The following is a 20,527-nucleotide window of genomic DNA, read 5'->3' on the forward strand; positions in this document are numbered from 1 at the left end:
GGTACGATTCAATGAATTTATACAAAATATCATTTAAATTATGCAAGTTAACCTTTATAATACATGAAAAGTGATTTTAACAAAAAAAGGATAGGTGATTACTTTGAGCCACTCTACTCAGCAAGAAGAGCTTAACCCTTATTTAATTGCACAGCGTCAAATTGATACCGCTGCTGCCAAGTTGCAACTGCCTGGACACATCACAGAGTTGCTCAAAAAGCCTAAACGCGTATTATCCGTCAGCTTCCCAGTAAAAATGGATGATGGCAGTGTTCGAATCTTTGACGGCTTCCGTTCCCAGCATAACGATGCGATCGGACCGACAAAGGGCGGAATTCGCTTCCATCCAGGCGTAACGCTTGATGAGGTCAAAGCCTTGTCCATGTGGATGACCTTTAAGTGCGGAGTTGTTGGATTGCCATATGGCGGCGGTAAAGGCGGTGTAATCTGTGATCCTCGTGAATTAAGCACTTCGGAGTTAGAGCGCTTAAGCCGAGCATTTATGGAGGCTATTGCTGACATTGTAGGTCCTGAACGTGACATTCCAGCTCCAGATGTATACACAACTCCTCAGATCATGGGTTGGATGATGGATACCTACAGCAAGCTGCGCGGACATTATTCTCCTGGTGTCATTACAGGAAAGCCGATCATTGTCGGTGGATCTGAAGGTCGTGGCAACGCTACTGCTCAAGGATGCGTCTACACGATCCAATCTGCCTTGAAGGAAATTGGCCTTAACATGACAGATGCCAAAGTTGCCGTTCAAGGCTACGGTAATGCAGGTCGCATCGCAGCTCGACTGCTAAATGATCTTGGTGCTACAATCGTTGCGGTAAGCGACTCTCGCGGCGGCATCTATGATCCAAATGGACTTGATATTGATCGCGTCGAACTGCTGAAAGATACAGCGAAGCTCGCAGATTATGGTTCTGAGTTCGTTCTTAGCAATGAGCAGCTGCTTGAACTTGATGTCGATATTTTGATTCCTGCTGCGCTTGAAAATGTAATTACGAAAGAAAATGCCCCTAATGTAAAGGCTCGCATTATTGCAGAAGCTGCAAATGGTCCGACAACGCCTGAAGCAGATGAAATTTTGAATGAAAAAGGATGCATCGTCATTCCTGATATTCTTGCAAATGCTGGTGGTGTAACGGTTTCGTACTTTGAATGGGTGCAGAATCTTCAAAACTACTACTGGTCAGAAGCTGAAGTCTTAGAGAAGCTTGAAGTAAATATGGTGAAGTCCTATGACGCGGTACGTCATATGGCAAATGAGTACGCGACAGATCTTCGCACGGCTGCTTATATGATTTCTCTTCAACGTGTTACCGTAGCGATGCAGGCACGCGGTTGGGTATAATATCCAATTCATTTTAAGATATTTATTGGATTGTGCCAACGAATACTCTCGATTAAAAAAACAAAGCTCCGTTACCTCCTATTTCAGATGGTAATGGAGCTTTTTTCATATTAACTGACAAAGAATTTTTCCATTCATACTCTCTTTGTCTTGAATATTTCTCCGTTAAGTCACTTGGAACGGCTCGATATAAGAAAAAGGAATATCGTTTAATTCGAATAATATTTATTGTATATCAATAAATTAATATTGACTAACGAATCTTTATAGGGTATCCTCTGATTAATCAATCTAGATTGATCAAGTGCTTTAAAGGAGATATGGTTAATGAAAAAACAATACTTATTTGCTTCCCTGCCGATTGTATTAGGTTTGCTTTGCTTTGTGATTTTTAGCATGATTGGCTCCTATGTTGCATCAGATGGAACGCTTGTCGAGCCTTTCTTTCTTGTTCCGATCGGCTATCTGTTCCTATTTCTTGGAGCATTGACGTTGATGTTCACTGTCATACGCTCTGTAATCAAGAAAAACCACCGACATGCCTAATAAGCTGATTTTCCTTTTATGAAAACAAAAAGTTCCTATGGATTGAGATAAGAAAAAAGAGATGTCCCTGTCATTTCCATGACTTGCGGACATCTCTTTATATTTGCATTCGATATCGAAGCAATTTCTTTGAATCATTCCTGTTCTGACAGATATTTCTCCAATTGCTCAATTGACCGGAATTCATGAATATGTACACCTTTTGACAGTAGAAGACTTCTTAAGCTGCTATCAAGATCCTCAATCGCCTTGTTCAATTCGCTCATCTCTTTATTGTCCAGTATTGATACAATATTAGGAAGCCCACTTTCCTTATAAACTGACTGGTATTCCAATGACGGATCTAATGTGCTTGGCCAAAATCCATTCTCAGCATAAAACAAAAAGTTAGATATCAGATCCTGCACATGAATTGCTCCAAAGAATGCAGTCTCATAATCGTTCGTCTCACAGGCTGTTCGAACCTTATCCAGTGTTCCCTTTATTTCCTCGTAGAAGCCTTTCATGCGAGTAGGATAAGCTGGTGGACTGGTATATTCGTTCAGTTGTTCCTTCAACAGCTGCAGTGTCCGTGCCGTAAGCTCCTCACAAGCAGAATGTATGGTTTCACATGATATGGAGTGCATAATCGTGTGTATCAGTGTGTCTAGTCGATCTGGCAGTAGGGAGAAGTTCATGATTTGCTCTGTATTTTTCCCCCATCCCTTCACCAGATACGTTCGATTAATAAGTGCAATACTGTAAAGTATAGTTGTGAGGACTCCATAAGCTTGATGCCTATGAAAGGTGAGATCTTCTGAGTTAACATGTTGATTCATTTTATGTAAATATACATAAGCCTCCCCGATCTTTGCTTCTGCGCGTTCCAAAAAGGGTAGGCCTTCCTGCGGGCACGTTATGATCGTTTGCTTTAATTGACGGAATCGATTAAGATCATTTTCTGATCTGCTGTATAAGACAATGGAATCAGCTATAATAGATGTTTTTGAATCCTCGTAACAAGCCATTTTTTCTGCTCGTTCCCAACTAATTGGCCAGAAATCAAAGCTAATCCCATGCAGGACAAACTGGATGCTGGCATTATACCCTTTCGAATTCAAAGGTATAAAGAAAAAGTCCAAATCAGAGCGACTCGTAGCCGTTCCCTGCGCGTACGAACCATAATAAGCGACGATTGCGATATCTTCGGCAAATACTTTCTTAATATGACGCACCAGCACATCGGCTACTTTCATAACATGAAACATAAGCTTCCCTCCCCAAGCATAATCAAGCTCATCATATCAGTAGTTTCTGCAGAGGAGTTTAGAAAGTTTACCTATCAGAAGATATTGCCGACATAATCGTAAATCCCAAGTCCCTGCTTGATAAGTGACTTGGGATTTATGAAACGATCGAAGCGGATTATTTGGACGCTGAATCGTCGCTTTCCGTAACCTCTTCGCCAGCTTTATTACCCATTGCCGCACCTGCGATACCGCCTACAACTGTTCCAATAGGACCAAAAGCAGAACCGACTACAGCTCCTGCTACGCCGCCGCCTACTGTTCCTACTGCTTCTCCAGTACCTGTGTCGCCCATGCTTGCTGCGTCACGGTCAGCTGCATTGTTTTGATATTGATTATCCTCATTCTTCTTAGCCATTGTTGTCACTCCCTAATGTATTCTTGAATCCATTCCTAAGGAATGCAATTCCAACACATAGCTTGCCCCGCATCTTAGAAAAGGATTCATCCTATTATCATCTAACTTAAGCATCCGGCTTCTATTAAAGATTACTTATAGCCTAGACCAGGCATGGGATATCGAACAAAAAAGAACCGATTTTACAATCGGTTCTATTGCTGTCTATGCATATAGGTAGATCTGCGTCGTAAACATTCTTCCTACTCATCCGCTTCCAAAGCCGTTTTTGGCTCAGCTTTCCCAACCCATAATCCAATGTAACCGCCCACGATTGCAGGCAATAGCCAGCCGATTCCCTCTTTATATAGTGGCAATACATTTAGTACAGGCGTAATCACATCAATGGATACTCCAGCGGCCTTAATCCCATCAAACACACTGATGATCACTGTTCCGATTAATGCGCCGATGTATACGGATGAACGCTCGCCTATAAACTTGTGGAAGAGGGACAGGATAATTAATACAATGGCAACAGGATATATGACAAGGAGTACAGGCACAGAAATTGAGATAATACGATTTAGACCCAAGTTCGCGACGAGAAGACCAAGGACGCACACGATAAATGCAATCCATGGTAAAGGTACTTTAGGCAGCAACTTATTGAAATACTGGCTGCATGCTGAAACCAAGCCAATACATGTCGTCAAACAAGCTAAAGTAACAATCACGGCTAAGAGCAACAGCCCAGATGGACCAAATAGCTCTTGTACCGCAAGAATGAGCAGCTGACCGCCATTCTCTGCATATCCAAGTGATTCCACACTCGTAACACCGATGTAACCAAGTGCTGCATAAACAAAAATCAATCCAATTCCTGCGATAATGCCTGCCATAATAACCGCTTTTGCGATAGATCGTTTATTCTCTACACCTTTATCTTTAATGGCATTAATAACAATAAGTCCGAATGCTAGCGCCGCAATGGTATCCATCGTCAAATAACCTTCCATAAATCCTTTAAAGCCAGGAGATGTCGCATACTGATTAATCGGTGGCTGAGCGGAACCAAGCGGATTCAATAGCGCGGCTATAAACAAACCAACAATAGATAACAGCAGCAGTGGCGTTAGGACGTTTCCAATCCATACGACGAGCTTAGACGGATTCAAGCACATAAAGAATACGACGCTGAAGAATAACACGGAATACAATAACAATACCCAAGCGTCAGATTGAATGGCTTCTGGGAAGAAAGATCTCGCTCCCATTTCAAACGATACATTTGCTACACGCGGAATGGCCATAGATGGGCCGATAAGGATATATACTGCAACGGCAAAGACAACCCCAAACTTGGGATGAACGTGCTGTGCTAGTTGCTGCATATCCTTCCCTGTAAGGCCTATTGTGATGATCGTTAGTAATGGAAGACCAACACCTGTAAGTATGAATCCGATCATAGCGATTAAAAATTGTTCACCAGATTGCTGCCCTAATATTGGAGGAAAGATCAAGTTGCCTGCCCCGAAAAACAATGAAAATAGCATTAGCCCAATAAATAAAGTATGGCTTTTTGATAATGATTGCATGTTTATCCTCCTTTGTCGTCTCTTTTATTTGCGTCTTCCCCCGTTTACTTAAGCACGAGAAAAACAAAAAATCCGCCCCTGCAAGGGACGGATTATACTCCGCGTTACCACCCATATTCATTAAGCATCCATCCTTCGTACAGATAAGCCTCATGCACTCTGCTCACGTTTTATAACGTGTCCCGATAACGGTGGACTACCGGCTCAACTTACTAAGATTTTCAGCTGAGCTTCTCGAAGATGATTTCAGTCATGCTTCGAACATTGGCTCGCACCTCCCGCCAACTCTCTAAAGATCGAATGCTTGACTTACTTATTCTCGTCCATGAAGTTAAACACTAAGAAGTTTGTTACTAATTTTACTTTATGACCATGGGATGTCAACAGACTATTTTTTACATTGTATGCTGGAGCAGGATAATTCGAATGGTTTGGTTGTCATATCTTGCCGTTAATATATACTAATGATAGATTGCAAAGAGAAATAATGAACGTGATGTCCTTGACAACTATAGAGATAAGAAAAGGTAGTGAACATAGATGATCCGAGCCTTAATCATCGATGATGAGGAACTTGCACTTCTCTCCTTACAGAAAAAACTTCAGAATTTTGACGAAATTGAATGTGTATGTAGCTTTACAGATCCACATCAGGCACTAGTTGAGCTTAATCAGATCGAGGTGGATGTTGCCTTTGTTGACATCGAAATGGTTGACGTCAATGGTTTGGACATCGCTTCCAAGATGCTTGACATCAATCCTAAGCTTCATATCGTGTTTGTTACCGCTCACGCAGAATATGCAGTGCAAGCGTTCGAGTTGAATTCAATCGATTACTTATTAAAACCGGTATTGATGAAGCGTTTAGAGAAAACAATTGCCCGAATCATCCCTTACCCGAATCAGAAGCAGGAGGCACCAAACAAAGGACCTATCCCGCTGCGTGTCCAAGTGTTTCATGACTTCCAGGTGGCCCAAGGAGATCATAATCTGTCTTTTAAGACCGCTAAGGTCAAGGAGTTATTCGCTTATTTCGTTATGCACCAGTTGACACCGATTCATCGAGATGTGCTTATTGAAGCGCTTTGGGCAGATCAAGATTATAAGAAAGCGAAAATTCATCTTCATACCTGCCTGTCTCATTTGAGAAAAACGCTCGACTCTCGCGGTTATATAAATGCCATCTCGTTTGTTGACGGCTGTTATACCTTTTCGATCGATGCGATAGAGAGAGACTGTGACCAGGTTGAACAGGCTTATTTGCTTGATTCCCCTCTTGATAAAGCTGGAGTGAAGCAGCTTGAACAAGCGATTCATGCATACACAGGCAATCTCATGGAGCAGAATGGATATAAATGGACATATCAAGATGCGGAAGTATATCAGCAGAAAGTTTTGCTTTTATTGAACCGTCTTATCGACTACTATCAGCTGATTGATCTCGATCGCACCTACCATTTTTTGCAGGTTCAGCGTAAGATTCAGCCGTACTCGGTTAATCACGTGCAGCAATTGATGCTTCTATCCGCTAAGAAAGGGCAGCGGTCAGAGGCGCTTCGTATCTATGAAGAATATGCACAGCTCTTGTCTGAGGATTTCGGAATGGCGCCAGATCAAAAATTAAAGGCTTTATATCAGCGCTTCAGCGCAAATGAATAGGATCCTTAGAGGACTCAATTCTTCACCAAGGATCCTATTTTTACTTTTTCTTATCCTCCTTTGCTTGATACATGGCTGTATCTGCTGCGCGAATAAGGGTCTCCGTATCGCTCCCTTGAGCTGGATAATGACTAGAGCCAATACTGATTGACATCGGCCTCAGTCAGCTCACGAATGATCTCTGATACATAGGATTGCTTATGAATAAGGATCAAAAACTCATCCCCGCTCTTTCGAAATACCTCACCTAAGGGATAAGCGCCCTTCATTAACCGGTACGAACATGCCTTAAGCAGCTTATCCCCCACAACATGCCCATAACGATCATTGAGGCTCTTGAAATGGTCAATGTCGATAAACAGCAAGCTGAAGGCATTCTCCGGCTTATGCTGCAAGAGCTGCACCATTTGTTCTTGAAAGTAGCGAAAGTTGGGAATAGCAGTCAATTCATCGGTATAAGCCATAATTCTAAGGCGTTCATATTCATTGATCTGCTCCCAAGGAAACACCTGGACTAGATAATCATCTGAATGACGCAACCCACTTATATGCATAAAAGCATGAAAGGATTGCTGTTTTGCATTCTTTAAGCGAAGCTGTCCTGACCACTTAAGCTCCTTCTTCACCATTTCTTTAACAAAGCTAAAAAAGTCTTGCGGTGCGTATTCATCCAGCAAATGATCGATGTGCAGCGATCTTTCGCATGATATTCCTGAAGCATAAAATGCAGTTTCAAATGCATGGTTTGTTTTTTTGACCTTCCCATTTGAACAGACGATTGCAAGCATCGAAGTATCCATTAGTGAACGATAGATTTGCGTTGATTCTTGGTCTGTAAAGAAGTTACGTTGACTGGTTTCCTTGTGATGATGTCGTTCCATAGCATGATCTCTCCAAGTCTAATTGGTTGTGTATTTCCTTCTTAAGTCTTCCACATCTCTATCCATTTATCATACTAACGGCCTCTTACATTTCTCTTAAACTTCATTTAGAATGTGTAATTCGCTGGTAATTCCTAAATATTCCTTTATAAAAAGTTAATAAGTAATCCAAATTATATATACCGTTAAGATACCGAGGACATAATGATGAACGTGAAAAGGTACATGTTAAATGCTTGGGAACTGCTTGAACCGCTTGGTCATGCGCTGCGCCGTCTTTCTTACATCGACCAAGCCTCACCCAATATTTTCCGAGTTAAAGTGCACTGCTACAAAGGAAAAAATCTAATGCTATCTGATGGAATCTCTATTCAAAAAAATGACTTACTCGTTAAAATCCATCTAAAAAATTTGCAACTGCTAAACGAACTTTTGCCATTGAATAACGATCTGAAGAAGTACAGGATTATCCAGCGGTATGTTGAACAATCCTTGCCAGGTGTTTATCAATACATAGAGGCGCATAAACAGGTAGCGAAGATAAAAGGCATCTTTGGCATAACCATGCTGCATCGAGGCTGCCAGCAGCTTTATTTTGATGTAATTGACATCCCGAGCCCCTCCTACCGTACCTTTAAGTGGATCTCTTTTATGCCCATTCACTTTTTGTCTGTATCCAAACCTTTAAAATCAATCCGTAAGCATAAACCCAAATACCTCGTCATGTCTACCCATACATTAGCGAAAAAATATGGTGGATCGTAGTCAAATCTCAAGGTATGCGAATCATGCAGCCCGTATTGAAATTGTTCAATAATGGATTAAAAAAGGACAGCCTAATGTGCTGTCCTTTCTTCACTCTTCATTTAAAAAGAACCGTCCTGCTTGGGTCCTGGATCTAGACTAGGCTTGATGCCAATTGGGCTGCGGCTTGAAGCGGAATCCGGTTGGATTGCAAATATCGCTATTACACAGCAAAGGATTCCAATTCCAGTAAAAATGGAAAATATCAGCCTCTCCTTGTTCAACAATAATGCTGTAACCAAAGGGCCGGCTGCAACTCCGATAAATCGCATGCTGCTGTATAAGGAGGTGATTGTCCCTCGCTGTTCCTTCTCAATCCCCTCTGTAATAAGGGCATCCAGACAAGGAAGGATAAGACCAATCCCAACTCCGCTTATCGTAAGAAGGCTTAACAGAAAAAACATGCTCTTCGTATTGATAAGTAAACAGACAACCATACTGACTGATATAATAACCGCACCTGCAACATTCAGCCATTTCATTCTGCTCTTGTTTGTTCCGATCACTTTACCTGTAATATATGAAGCAAGACAAATTGCACTTAGTGGTACTGCCAGCAGAAATCCTTTTTTCACCCCATCGATATCGTAGTGATCCTCCAATATAGACGATAAATAGTAAAGGATACCGAACATGATGAACATCGCACATCCTCCAATTGCAAATATCGCGTACAGCCATCGCCCTTTTTCTCGCAGAATGTCACGAAGACTATGAAGAAACGCCTTAAAGGTTATCTGCTTCTGGCTGTCTTTTTTTGGGACATTAACAAAGATGGCAATCGCCAATATCGTAATGATACTTATAACGGGAATTACCGCCAAAGGCAGGAACCAGATTAACAGAGTTAACGCAGACCCTAAGATCGGACTGATTACCTTGCCGAATGTATTCGAAGTCTCAACAACCCCAAGCGCACTGCTTACCTCATCCTTGCTGTCGAACATATCACCTACTAAGGGAATCACAATGGGAAAAGCACCCGCTGCACCGATACCTTGCACAAGTCGTCCCGCAAGAATACCGTAGAAGGCCGTATAATGCTCAAGCTGCCATGCTGACACAGCTGAAATAATCCCCCCAATGGACGCCAAACTTAATCCCACAAGGATAATGAGCTTTCTCCCATAACGATCAGACAAGTATCCAGCTATAGGGATACAAACAATGGAAACAGCAGCATAAACCGTAATGATTAAACTTGATTGCAGGGATGAAATGCCTAATTTCTTTTGCATTAAAGGAAGGACTGGAATGAGCATGGAATTGGCTAAGGTCATGATTAGTGGAATGGAGGCAAGGGCAATTAAGTCACGTTTCTTTAGTTTGTACATCGATATCCTCTTTCTGAACTTGAAGATAATGATCGTGCTTAAGATAAGATTTCCTAAAAGTCATGCCTTCATTCCTAATACACCATAATTCCGATTTTATTTATCAGATATGTTTTCGATTTTATTCGATAATCAACACCTTTCCTGAAGTTCATACCCTGCCGTTTTTCCAAAAAAACAAGCTGAACCTGCAGGTTCAGCTTGTTTCAAGATAATATAAATATAAAGCTTCGCTTAAAAATTCGCCTCCACGACGGTGTATGCAGGATTCGTGAGGTTGACTTTCCCTTTTAATCCTGATGTTATGTAGACTTTGTTATCATCCATTAGAAACATCGCTTCTACATCGTTATCCTTTTCGATATAACGCATTCCTTCTTCAAGTCCCATAATTAATACTGCGGTTGATAATACATCTGCATCTGTAGCTGTTCCACCGACTATCGTGACACTCTTAATCCCATTCTGACTCGGTGCTCCCGTCTTGGGATCCAAGATATGGTGATAGCGTACCCCTTCATACATGAAAAACCGCTCATATACGCCGGAGGTATCGATGGTTTCGTTTTGGAGCGGAACGATGGCCAGCTGCTCTCCTCTCGATTCATCAGGTTCTTGCAGTCCGATCTTCCATGACTCCCCGGATGGTTTGCTGCCAATCGTAATGATGGTGCTTCCACCAAGATCGATGATTGCACTCTCTACCTTAACTTCATGCAGATACTTCGATATAAGATCAGCAGCATACCCCTTGCCAATACCGCCAAGATCAATGGACATGCCTTCTTTGGCGAGCTTGATGGTCTTATTTTTTTCATCCATGATGATATCCTTATAATTAACCATTGCTTTCGCTTGCTGAATAGAAGCATCTGCAGGAGGCTTGTCCCCTCCGTTCCCAATCTTCCACAGGTTAACGAGTGCTCCGATACTTGGATCAAAAGCTCCATTTGTATCGACTGCGTAGTCTAATGATAATTTCATAAGATCGAACGTATCTTGGGATACGGATACGGCCGTTTTCCCTGCCGCTGCATTCACCTGCGCGATCTCGCTGTCCGCAATGTGCATGCTGATTTGCTGATCGACTCGATCCAGAATCTTCTCGATATCCTTTAGATGTTCTTCTGCTTGTTCATCATTATACAGCTTCAAATTAACGACTGTATCAAACTTGAACAGCGTCTTGCTTACAAGTCCATCAGACGGTTGCGCCGTATTACCGGAGGAGTTTCCCTTTCCACTACATCCGATCATGGCCGATGCGACAATAAGCAGTGTAACCAACATTAGCGCTGCTTTCCTTTTCATAGAAAACGCCCCCTTCTTGAGATTTTGCCTACAAATCCATAAAATTATGCTCGAAAGAGACATATGTGTATGTGAATAATATCACAACATTTTTAACATGCTTCATTCTTCTATGTAGGCCGACATTGTAATAGTTTAAACCACTTTGGATGCATAAGAAAGATCCCATACTCACCGATTAACGGAAATACGGGACCTGATTCGACACGTTTATGATTATTTTAGCTTCCATAGAGCTGGAACATTTGGCGGTTCCCAGCCCTGCAGCGAGGTATGCGGCTGACGGCAAATATAGGTTTTGCCGCTGTAGGTCACTTCATCATTCAGTTTATAACTTACATTAGGTGCCCAAGCCTGTGCCCCGCCTTGGGCCTCCGTTGTGACGCTAATGCTTGTGCCTGGTGATACATTGCCAGCTGCGTCTTTTGCAGTGACTGTAAAGGTATAGCTGGTGCTAGGCGATAATCCATTAATCGTGGCGGTTGTACTTGTAGATTGAATGGAATTGGAGCCGTAGGATACCGTATAGCCCGTTACGCCAACATTGTCAGTCGAAGCCGTCCAACTAATTGAAACACTTGTTGCCGTTTTAGCTGTTGCCTGGAGATTGCTTGGTGCAGTAGGAGCCGTTTGGTCACCACCTGTATTAGCTGGGTCCGTTTTAACAGTTAGAGGAGCACTTGCCGCGGATTGATTCCCTTTCGCATCCTTTGCTTTTACCGTGATCACATAAGTGGTATCCGGCGTCAGGTTTGTAATGGCTGCATTCGCACTCGTTACGTCAATTGATTGGTTGCCATAGAATACGGTGTAGCCAGTAACGCCCACATTATCCATCGATGCGGTCCAGCTAAGGTTTATGCTTGAGGAAGTTTTCGAAGTTACCGTTACATTTGTTGGTGTAGTAGGTGGCTGAGTATCTGGAACAGGAGGAGTTAGCGCATCCAGATAGGCGCGGTGACTGTTGGAGAACTCGAAGTTGTTGAATTTATCCCAGTTGATGGACCACGTCATGACACCTCGGAAGTCAGGATATCCAGTCGTACTGCCTCTAGTCTTATAGCTTGTTAATTGTATGCCTTTGATCAAGGCATCGAGTGCCTTTTGAACTTCTGATACGCTAGTAAAGCCCCCTCCCGCATTTGTGTTGGCCGGCAGTCCGAGAACCACTTGATCAGGGCGAAGCGCTGGAAAGAAAAGATTTGGGTTCTTCGCAACGGGGAACCCTGTTAACACCATGTCGGCCATCGCCACATGGAAATCTGCGTTGCCCATGGTGTGGTACTGGTCATCCAAACCGATGATAGGGCCAGAGTTATAATTCTGCACCTGAAGCCAATCAAGAATATCTCTTGTTGCATGGATGACAGGGAGATAGGCTCCTGCACGGCTGTCACAACTGATGCAGCTGCCGCCATAGAAGGAATACCCCAATTGTACAAAGAAGGTTTCAGGCGCCATCGTCAGATAGAAATTATCGGTTCCAAAATGATTATTAATCGTTCTGAGCGCAGAGATCAGGTTCACAATTACAGGGGTTGTCGGATTTTTAAAGTCGCTGTCGCCAGCGTTCAAGTACAAGGAATGCCCTTCAAAATCAACATCCAATCCGTCAAAGCCATAGTTCTCAATAATAGCCGTTACGGAATTTACAAAATTATCTCTTGCTGCTGTACTTGCCAGCTGAACCTGCCCATTCTGACCGCCTATGGAGATGATAACTTTTTTGCCTTGGCTTTGGAGATAGGCCACATCTGCCTTAAAATCAGCCTCCGTATAATTGTATGGGGTGAAGCCGATCGTGCCATTGGCAACACCAGAGGTTGGCTCTGCGAAAGATACGTTGATAACATCAAACTTTGAAGATACATCACGAAGCTTAATAAAGCCGGAACCGTTATCGAAGTTATGCCAATATCCTACAATGGTCTTGCTAGATACAGCAGCTTGTGCTCTTGGGGAGTTAGGAGATAACGAAGTCAATACGGAGAGAAGCATAAATACAGCTAAAGCAATCATCCAGGTCCTACGAAACTTTAGCCCTTTCATCATCATACGTCATTTTCCTCCTTTAGACTCTAAATAATGACAGCGTTTTCAATAGATTGTACGGTGATGATATCTTCCTCCCTTCCTCAAGTCATTTCGCAACGGCGTTAGATATTTCGTCTGTCATATCAATTGCTGTACACCTTCATTATCAGGAATGGATACGAACCTTGTAAGGGGTAAATTCCAATAAATGGGGAGTAATTCCTCTACTATCATTGAACAAATGGACCATTTATTTCGCACAAAACCCATTTACACAAAAAAACAGAGCTACAGCTCTGTATGAAATGGACTTATTCTTAATTGATAATCCCATGATTTACAATTTCTACTGTGATCTTCGGATCGAATTGTACCTTCTTATAGTCCTCATCCCAATCCATATTATTCCATACATTCGGATAATAGGCCATTATCCGCCGGCCTATAGCGAAACCATCATGATTAAAACGCTGCATTTTCTCAATAAGCGATGTAGCTCTACTCGTAAGCTCTTCGGATAACGTCTTGTTTAATCTGGATAGCGTAGGTTTTAAGTTCAGATGGTCTCTTGGATATTCAATTGCGCTAACCTTTAGCTTAATATCCATCTTCACTTGAACCTGATTTCCGTTTTTCACGTTAATCTTCATCTTTCGACTCACTTTTTGGATATCCAATGCAATATAATTCTCGGGCTTTTCACCACTCTCGTTATTCACCTTTACTGTTAAACTCGCTCTTTTTGAGAGATCTTTATCCATAAGCAGATATAATAACGAGTCTTCTGATGACAATGTTCCTCGCATTTGATCTCCATTAAAGACAGCGATTCCGGAAATACTCGGACTCCTTGCATCATTCGTAATATAGGGAATAGCGATATCATCCCCTACATCCAGCATTTTCGGACAGATAAGCTGGAGGTTGACCTTTGGCACAACCGTACGATTCTCTGCACTCTGAATTAGTGTGTTATAGTGATCTCCAATAAGCATGGAGCCAGACAATTTCTGATTAATCATATCTTGGGCTTTACCTTGTACGACGGCAATTTTAGCATTGAGCGCACTTCTTGGATCACGATAGTAGACATCAAGAATGGGATACATCCCTTTTCTCGCTAATGCTTCACCAAGAAGAATCACTCGAAGCTTTGAGACGGATAATCGCCCAGGAACTTCCCGGTCAATGATATCTCGTGTATGTCTGCTTGTATCGCCTACCACTGTATGGATTTCGCTAAAATCATCACCGCCTGATTGTGACTTGCTTACATCTAAAATGGAAATGGTTGACATCAACTTGCCGCTTGGATCCAAGTCATAACTGACAATATAAGCAATACGCTCGTCTTTTAGCAATTGCTGGTCCCAGCAACCTGTCGTTAGAATCATCGTTAAAACGATGATAAGAAATAAGCCTCCCGCTCTCATCCCGTACTTCCTTTCACTTCTTTTTTATTAAACAGTATGGAGACCAGAAATAGCATGAACGGGATGATAAACACAATCAAATAGTTCATTATCGATAGCACCCTTTCCAGAAAATAAATCAACCTTAGATTCTGGAAAATAAGGCCGAGCACAAAAATGAGCAAGACCGTATAGAAAGCTGCTTTGCGGTGATTGCTGCCTGCTTGGAATAGATTAGCAATGCCTCTTGAAGCCATAAACGAATACCCCATTAAGGAGGTGACAGCAACTACTGCCCATAAGCTCAAGAAGTACAGGTCAGGACGTTCAAAAATACTGAATGATAATGCCTTTACCATATATAGGAGTGGTTGCGGGAGCAGCGCGAGTTCTGATGGGCTGAAAACGACCAGACTTGTGAAAACGGCGAACGTATACAGCAAAGTAGTAAAGAAATTAGCAAAGCTTGCAGCCTTTAGCTTTTCTTTGCTCGATCCTCCAACAAAAGGAAAGGTTATCATCAGTATTTCAAAGCCTGCAAATGAAGTCATAGCCCCATTCGTACCCTTGGCTATGCTCTCTATTCCGGAATGTCCAATAGGTAATATATATAAGAAATTCACATGCAGATAAGCATAAGCCGCTATGATAATAACAGCGATGTTACAGAAGAATACGATCACAAAAAATCGGGCTATCGTTCTTAGACTCTCTCGAATTAGGTATAGACACACTGCAGACATCATCCCCATCACAATCCATCGAGGCGTATCGATTAGAACCCAGTCCTGTGCAATTCTGCTGAATCGCACGATGATGAAGCTTGATACCAAGATGAAATATATGGTGTATAAGACGTGGATTATAGTTCCTATAGGCTTGCCAAATAAGTTCGGCAACATATCATAAAACGAGAAGCTTGGGAACCTACTGCTTAAATACCACATCAAGATAATGAATAGCTGGGATATGATTCCCGCCAAGATCACGGATATCCATGCGTCTCCCTTAGCTAAGCTATGTACCTCGGTGGTCAGCCCTAACAGCCCTACTCCAATTTGCGTCTGGATAACTAAGAACACAAGCTGCCCCGGTGTTACTTGATCCTTCATCTTAGTCATTTGGTTGCTGCCCCTCCTCTGAGGTATGCTGCTGCTGCAATTTCTGTGGAGCAGGGTCATTGGAGCGCTGTTTAAGCTTCCATTGGGGATAGCGTATAATGGTGTCTTTCCAATCCTTTAAGCGTAATGGAGCTATTGGGGCTAAATATGGTGTCCCAAAAGATTCTAAAATGCATAAATGGATCAGGATGATCATCACACTGTATACGATCCCGAAAAACCCGAATAATGATGCCGCAATCATGACAGGGAATCTGAGCATGCGGACAGAGGCGCTCATCTCATGAGATGGCACCACGAAAGAGGCAATGGCCGTTAGAGCTACTACGATGATCATCGCATTGGACACAAGCCCTGCCTTTACAACGGCATCCCCGATAACAAGACCGCCGACGATTCCAATCGTTTGCCCAACCGGCCCAGGCAATCGAATACCCGCTTCCCTAAGCAATTCAATCGTTAGCTCCATGAATATTGCCTCAAGTATTGGGGGATACGGGATATGCTCTACACTGCTCTTAATCGGAAGCAGCAAGTCCTCCGGAATGACTTCATAATGAAACGATACGACAGCGATGTAGTATGCAGGCAGGCATATCGCTATAGCAAAGCTTATTAGTCGAATAAAACGAATAAAGGATCCCTGTAGAGAACGAAAGCTGTAATCGTCAGGAGACTGATAAAAAGCAAAAAAGGTAACAGGAAAGATTAAGGCTGTAGGACTACCCTCAGCGAGCAAGGCCACTCTGCCTTCAAGCAAATTTCCAATGACGCGGTCAGGTCTTTCCGTATGAAGCAATTGTGGGAACGGCGAGAATGAGGTATCTTCAATATACTCCTCAATAAATTCAGAAGAGGTAATCGTATCCGCATCAATATTTCGAATACGATGGTCAGCTTCCTCGATGAGATCCGGATTCGCCAAATTCTTCATATAAAGGACTACCGCCTCAATCTTCGTCTCATGACCCAACTTATAGCGTCTGACAACCAAATTGCGATTTTCAATGTGCTTGCGGACTAGCTGGAGATTAATACATAAGTTCTCAACAAAGCCTTCGTGTGATCCCTCAACGACCTTCTCATTGCTTGGCTCAGCGACATTGCGGTCATAACTGGCTTTTACCTCAATGACATAGCAACTTGTCATTCCCTCGATGAATAATACGGCATTCCCTTTCAAGAGAAGATCAATGACCTCCTCTAAGTTATCATGCTTATTGGCATGCATGGTGGTCAGCAGATCTTCGATGCTGACCCCTCTCAAAAAAGTAACGGGGTTCAGGATCTCGTCACGTATTTTCGAAAGATCACACATCGAATACAAGAAAAGGAACTCATTTTTACAGCCAGGAATAGCCAACTCTTGAGAGAGTAGATCGTCTGTATGAAACAAAGCTTCCCTCATATATTGAACATTATCTGAAACGGAAGGCATAACCGGCTTTGGCTGCAACACCTTTTTCTTCGGATCTGGTTTGCTTTTTCTTCGATTATTATTGAACATATGATTAATAAAGCCCATAATCCTGCCTCCTATCTGATCGATGCATAAATGGCTAAATTGTAGATTGTCCCTAAGTCAGGGTTAATATTCTTATGCTTCTTTTAACAACCTTCGCAGGAAAAAAATAAAAACGATATCCGAGGGACATCGTTCATCTCCATATTCATAACGGTTCAGGTAAGTATGATAAACGTTCTAGCTCGTCTAGTTTCGGATAATTTCCGAACCCTATAATCATTGAAAGTATGTTCCTTCACCAATTCCCCAATACTTTTGATAATGCAAAGTGAATTTGATCATATAAGGAGTTTTTTTGTTATGTCCAAGCAATCCTTTATCTATGGCATCATGAACACGACGATCTTTATGCCCTACCTCATATTTGTGCTTATGGGAGATCATTACTCCTCTGTTCTGAGCGGCTGGCTGCCGCTGCTGCTGTTCTATACCTTTAAGTACACGGGGACTTATTTGCTTAATACCTTTAGGTTGCAGCTTCAGTCGCGCAATTTGCTTTTACAGCTATTGATCGTATCCATTATCGGTTGCCTATGTGGATTATTAACACCACTTGCTTCCTCTTGGCTTGATGGATCAGCTGTATTGTTGGGTATCTCCTCAGGACTTCTCTTACCGCTGTACACGACGATTCAGTATCATCAGCGGTATTTACATCATCAGCGCATGTCAGGCAAGCAGTACTTATGGGCATTTATATCCATGCTATTGCTGCTTTTTATTATGCTCGTTGTCCTGCGCAGCCCATATCCATATGTTGTATTTATTATCTATGGATCCATCTTTCTCTATAGCTATATTGAGCTGCGCAAGCTGCCTGAATTCGAAGTTGAAAGTAAAGGAGGATTCCGATTTAACCGATACTCCCTCTTTGCATTCTTGTCACTAAGTATTCTGTTATTCGCATCCAAAGGGATTCGACAAACACTGGATACAACCTTTGCCGAGCTTCTCATGGTCGGACTGATTATAAGCTTGCTGCTGCTGTTCATGCTGCTCCGCAAGCATAAAGTGATGTTTAAGCTGTCAGCAGGTATTCGCTACTTTGCCTTTGTGCATGGCATGACGATGAACTTCTACGTCTTGCATAGTACAATATGGACCATCTCGAAGGATGACAACTCATTTCTTATTTATGGGGTATATCTTCCCTACTTCATAGGCAATATTGCATCGCTGTTGTTAGGAGGCAAGCTGCTTCGCAGCGTTGATCGACTTTATGTTATGCCTATTTTGGCTGCAGGCAGCATCTTAGGTCTTATTATGACGCTATTTACTACAACATTGTCGATAGGCGGCTTCGTCATTGGACTTTGTACCTCGATGCTTGGTGTGCTGTTGAATCGAAAAGCGTACGACACCTGCAGTGAGGATCGAGATTCCAGTATTCTAGCAAGAAGCCGCTGGTCCATGCTGGGCAGCACCGTGAACCAGATTGCTATGATGACGCTGCTAATCGTCCTTGGCCTCATCCATCGCCTCCCGATTCATGATGCCGTTCTTGACGCGTCGGGTAAGATCGTCCATCACCAAGAGAGTCTGACGGATACGCTGTATCTTACAGGCATAATAGTAGTGTGCGGGATAAGTTTGTTATACGCTTATGGGATATGGAAGTTTATCAAGGACAAGGATGAGCGTCGTCGGCAAGCTTTGGAGGAAGAACGTTAAAGAGATGTACCTTCTATTTTTCAAATATATGTAGTGCAGCAACATTCACCAGCCTATAGAGATAAATAAAACCGCCTAAACGGCGGTTTTATTTATCTCAGTTGGTCCCGTCCCGATCAACACGGTACATGTCACTCTATCCACTGTACCATGCATAAGGAAGAAGCTAGCTATTCTTATGTTCAAGCATAGCTGAGGCCACCTGAGATAGCGCCTTTACCCCATTGCGAATGTTCGCCTCATTCATGAACGAATAGCATAACCGAATATGATCATCTAGCTGATCTAATGGATCGCAAATCGAGCCTGGGACAAACGTGATGGATCTCCGAATGCTCTCTTCTAAAAGTCTGGTAGCATCGATACCAACTGGCAGCTGAATCCACAAATTAAGTCCGCCCTTTGGACTTGTCCATTTCCAGTCGAGGCCGGATTGCAGCAACTCCTCTTCCATGATATCTCTTCGAATTTGCAGGGCAATGCGAAGCTTTTCCAAGTGCTGCTGCATTCTGGTTGATTGAAAGTAATGAACGAATATTTTTTGCGTCACCAGCGGAGTCCCATTATCTGCAAGCGACTTCGCTTTAATTAACGGGAGAATGACAGACTTTCTGGCTAACACGGCACAGATGCGAAGTCCAGGCGCGATATATTTACAAAAGCTTCGAATATAGATCGTCCAGCCGTTTGTATCGTAAGCAAACAAAGGTTGCGGAGGTCGTTGATCAAAATAGATATCTTGGAATGCATCATCCTCAATAAGCAAGCAGTGGTAGGCTTCTGCTAATTCCAGAAGCTGCTTGCGCTGACTTGCCGGAATCGTATATCCAGTCGGATTGTGAAACGTTGGATTCATATAGAAAAACCTAGGCCGATGCTCTCTCATCAATGATTCTACTCGATCCATGTCATAGCCATCAGACGTAATATCCACTGAAATGATTCTCGCTCCTTGTGCTCGAAAGACGTCAATGGCTGCACTGTACGTTGGCCGCTCGACGAGAATGGCATCTAGAGGCCTGATCCAGACTCTAGCGATAAGGTCGATCGCCTGCTGCGCACCTGTCGTGATGAGCATTTCAGATGGATGGCACACCGTGTGGTACTGTTGGTTAAGGTGATCACTCAGTACATTGCGCAGCTCCTCATCCCCTTGAGCGGTGGAGTACGTTCCCATTAATTTGGGATAGAGGTCAAATACCTTTTTTACATAATCAGATAGGAATACATTCGGAAGCAAGCCCGGATCAATTAGAGCTTGTGAAAATTGAAACGAAGCTTCGATGCGATGGATATCCGACAGCTTGCTGCGGATCTCTGGAGCATGAGTATCATTCCATGATAAGGTCTCCATTGGCTCCTCTTTTATATCGAAATAGGCTGGACTCACATAATAACCTGACTTTTCCTTCACATACACAAGCCCATCTTGCTTTAGCGCCTGGTACGCTTTAAATATCGTTAGCCGGTTCATCTCCAGTTCTACCGCTAGCGAACGAATGGAAGGGAGCTTGTCATGTACACGCCACTCTCCACGCTCTATTCTTGCAATTACATAGTCACAAACTTGTCTGAACAGCATGTTCTTCCCTCCTCCTGCTATCATACCCGAATCCTTCGTTATCTGTTCTATTCATAATCATCT

The 20,527-nt window shown here is 42.8% G+C and carries 17 protein-coding genes and 1 other annotated feature; of the genes, 5 read left to right on the top strand and 12 right to left on the bottom strand.

All coding sequences use genetic code 11. The features are described 5' to 3' along the window. Nucleotides 1-103: 103 nt before the first annotated feature. Together I2H74_RS15820 and I2H74_RS15825 are read left to right on the top strand one after the other, a co-directional pair. Entirely contained in the window at nt 104-1,363 is a 1,260-nt protein-coding gene (locus I2H74_RS15820) for a Glu/Leu/Phe/Val family dehydrogenase (protein ID WP_195575275.1), read from the top strand. A 327-nt stretch (nt 1,364-1,690) separates the two neighbouring features. Then, entirely contained in the window at nt 1,691-1,909 is a 219-nt protein-coding gene (locus I2H74_RS15825; protein WP_195575185.1) for a DUF3955 domain-containing protein, read from the top strand. A 134-nt stretch (nt 1,910-2,043) separates the two neighbouring features. Here the strand turns inward: I2H74_RS15825 and I2H74_RS15830 are convergent, their stop codons facing one another. From I2H74_RS15830 to brnQ, 3 genes are all read right to left on the bottom strand, one after another. Next, the gene (locus I2H74_RS15830; protein WP_229106728.1) at nt 2,044-3,156 is read right to left on the bottom strand and encodes a nucleotidyltransferase domain-containing protein; all 1,113 of its coding nucleotides are present in this window, start codon (nt 3,154-3,156) and stop codon (nt 2,044-2,046) included. Between the two features lie 157 nt (nt 3,157-3,313). Beyond that, complete coding sequence (locus I2H74_RS15835) at nt 3,314-3,553, bottom strand: glycine zipper 2TM domain-containing protein (protein WP_195575186.1); 240 nt, start codon at nt 3,551-3,553, stop codon at nt 3,314-3,316. A gap of 242 nt (nt 3,554-3,795) precedes the next feature. Further along, the gene (gene brnQ / locus I2H74_RS15840; RefSeq protein WP_195575187.1) at nt 3,796-5,130 is read right to left on the bottom strand and encodes a branched-chain amino acid transport system II carrier protein; all 1,335 of its coding nucleotides are present in this window, start codon (nt 5,128-5,130) and stop codon (nt 3,796-3,798) included. Between the two features lie 80 nt (nt 5,131-5,210). Further along, nucleotides 5,211-5,465 (bottom strand) — a binding site (T-box leader). Nucleotides 5,466-5,670: 205 nt separating this feature from the next. Here brnQ and I2H74_RS15845 point away from each other — a divergent pair. Then, nucleotides 5,671-6,789, top strand: a complete 1,119-nt coding sequence (locus tag I2H74_RS15845) for a response regulator (protein WP_195575188.1) — start codon at nt 5,671-5,673, stop codon at nt 6,787-6,789. Nucleotides 6,790-6,829: 40 nt separating this feature from the next. On the opposite strand, the gene I2H74_RS25310 is transcribed toward I2H74_RS15845, so the two are convergent. Together I2H74_RS25310 and I2H74_RS15855 are read right to left on the bottom strand one after the other, a co-directional pair. Further along, nucleotides 6,830-6,943 (bottom strand): diguanylate cyclase domain-containing protein, encoded by a 114-nt coding sequence (locus I2H74_RS25310; RefSeq protein ID WP_195575189.1) that lies wholly within the window; start codon nt 6,941-6,943, stop codon nt 6,830-6,832. Beyond that, on the bottom strand, nt 6,921-7,670 hold the full coding sequence (locus I2H74_RS15855; RefSeq protein ID WP_195575190.1) for a GGDEF domain-containing protein: 750 nt from the start codon (nt 7,668-7,670) through the stop codon (nt 6,921-6,923). Before I2H74_RS15855 ends, I2H74_RS25310 begins: the two co-directional genes overlap by 23 nt. A gap of 225 nt (nt 7,671-7,895) precedes the next feature. Between I2H74_RS15855 and I2H74_RS15860 the strand changes: the two genes are divergently transcribed. Then, entirely contained in the window at nt 7,896-8,435 is a 540-nt protein-coding gene (locus tag I2H74_RS15860; protein WP_229106729.1) for a YkoP family protein, read from the top strand. Nucleotides 8,436-8,536: 101 nt separating this feature from the next. On the opposite strand, the gene I2H74_RS15865 is transcribed toward I2H74_RS15860, so the two are convergent. The 6 genes from I2H74_RS15865 to I2H74_RS15890 form a co-directional block, all read right to left on the bottom strand. Further along, a complete protein-coding gene (locus I2H74_RS15865) occupies nt 8,537-9,808 on the bottom strand; it encodes an MFS transporter (protein ID WP_195575191.1) in 1,272 nt (423 codons plus the stop codon). A gap of 234 nt (nt 9,809-10,042) precedes the next feature. Further along, entirely contained in the window at nt 10,043-11,119 is a 1,077-nt protein-coding gene (locus tag I2H74_RS15870; RefSeq protein WP_195575192.1) for an FAD:protein FMN transferase, read from the bottom strand. Between the two features lie 216 nt (nt 11,120-11,335). Further along, a complete protein-coding gene (locus I2H74_RS15875; protein ID WP_195575193.1) occupies nt 11,336-13,174 on the bottom strand; it encodes a fibronectin type III domain-containing protein in 1,839 nt (612 codons plus the stop codon). 296 nt (nt 13,175-13,470) lie between these two features. Beyond that, nucleotides 13,471-14,586 (bottom strand): Ger(x)C family spore germination protein, encoded by a 1,116-nt coding sequence (locus I2H74_RS15880; RefSeq protein WP_195575194.1) that lies wholly within the window; start codon nt 14,584-14,586, stop codon nt 13,471-13,473. Next, nucleotides 14,583-15,686, bottom strand: coding sequence for a GerAB/ArcD/ProY family transporter (locus I2H74_RS15885; RefSeq protein WP_195575195.1), 1,104 nt, complete (start codon nt 15,684-15,686; stop codon nt 14,583-14,585). Before I2H74_RS15885 ends, I2H74_RS15880 begins: the two co-directional genes overlap by 4 nt. Further along, nucleotides 15,679-17,193, bottom strand: a complete 1,515-nt coding sequence (locus tag I2H74_RS15890) for a spore germination protein (RefSeq protein WP_195575278.1) — start codon at nt 17,191-17,193, stop codon at nt 15,679-15,681. The genes I2H74_RS15885 and I2H74_RS15890 overlap by 8 nt, the downstream gene beginning before the upstream one ends. 318 nt (nt 17,194-17,511) lie before the next feature. Here I2H74_RS15890 and I2H74_RS15895 point away from each other — a divergent pair, with 318 nt between their 5' ends. Beyond that, a complete protein-coding gene (locus I2H74_RS15895) occupies nt 17,512-18,882 on the top strand; it encodes a hypothetical protein (protein ID WP_195575196.1) in 1,371 nt (456 codons plus the stop codon). A 166-nt stretch (nt 18,883-19,048) separates the two neighbouring features. Here the strand turns inward: I2H74_RS15895 and I2H74_RS15900 are convergent, their stop codons facing one another. Further along, complete coding sequence (locus tag I2H74_RS15900) at nt 19,049-20,464, bottom strand: PLP-dependent aminotransferase family protein (RefSeq protein WP_195575197.1); 1,416 nt, start codon at nt 20,462-20,464, stop codon at nt 19,049-19,051. Nucleotides 20,465-20,527: the final 63 nt, after the last annotated feature.

Origin of the sequence: Paenibacillus sp. 1001270B_150601_E10, assembly GCF_015558675.1 — a bacterium.
Taxonomy (GTDB): domain Bacteria; phylum Bacillota; class Bacilli; order Paenibacillales; family Paenibacillaceae; genus Paenibacillus_B.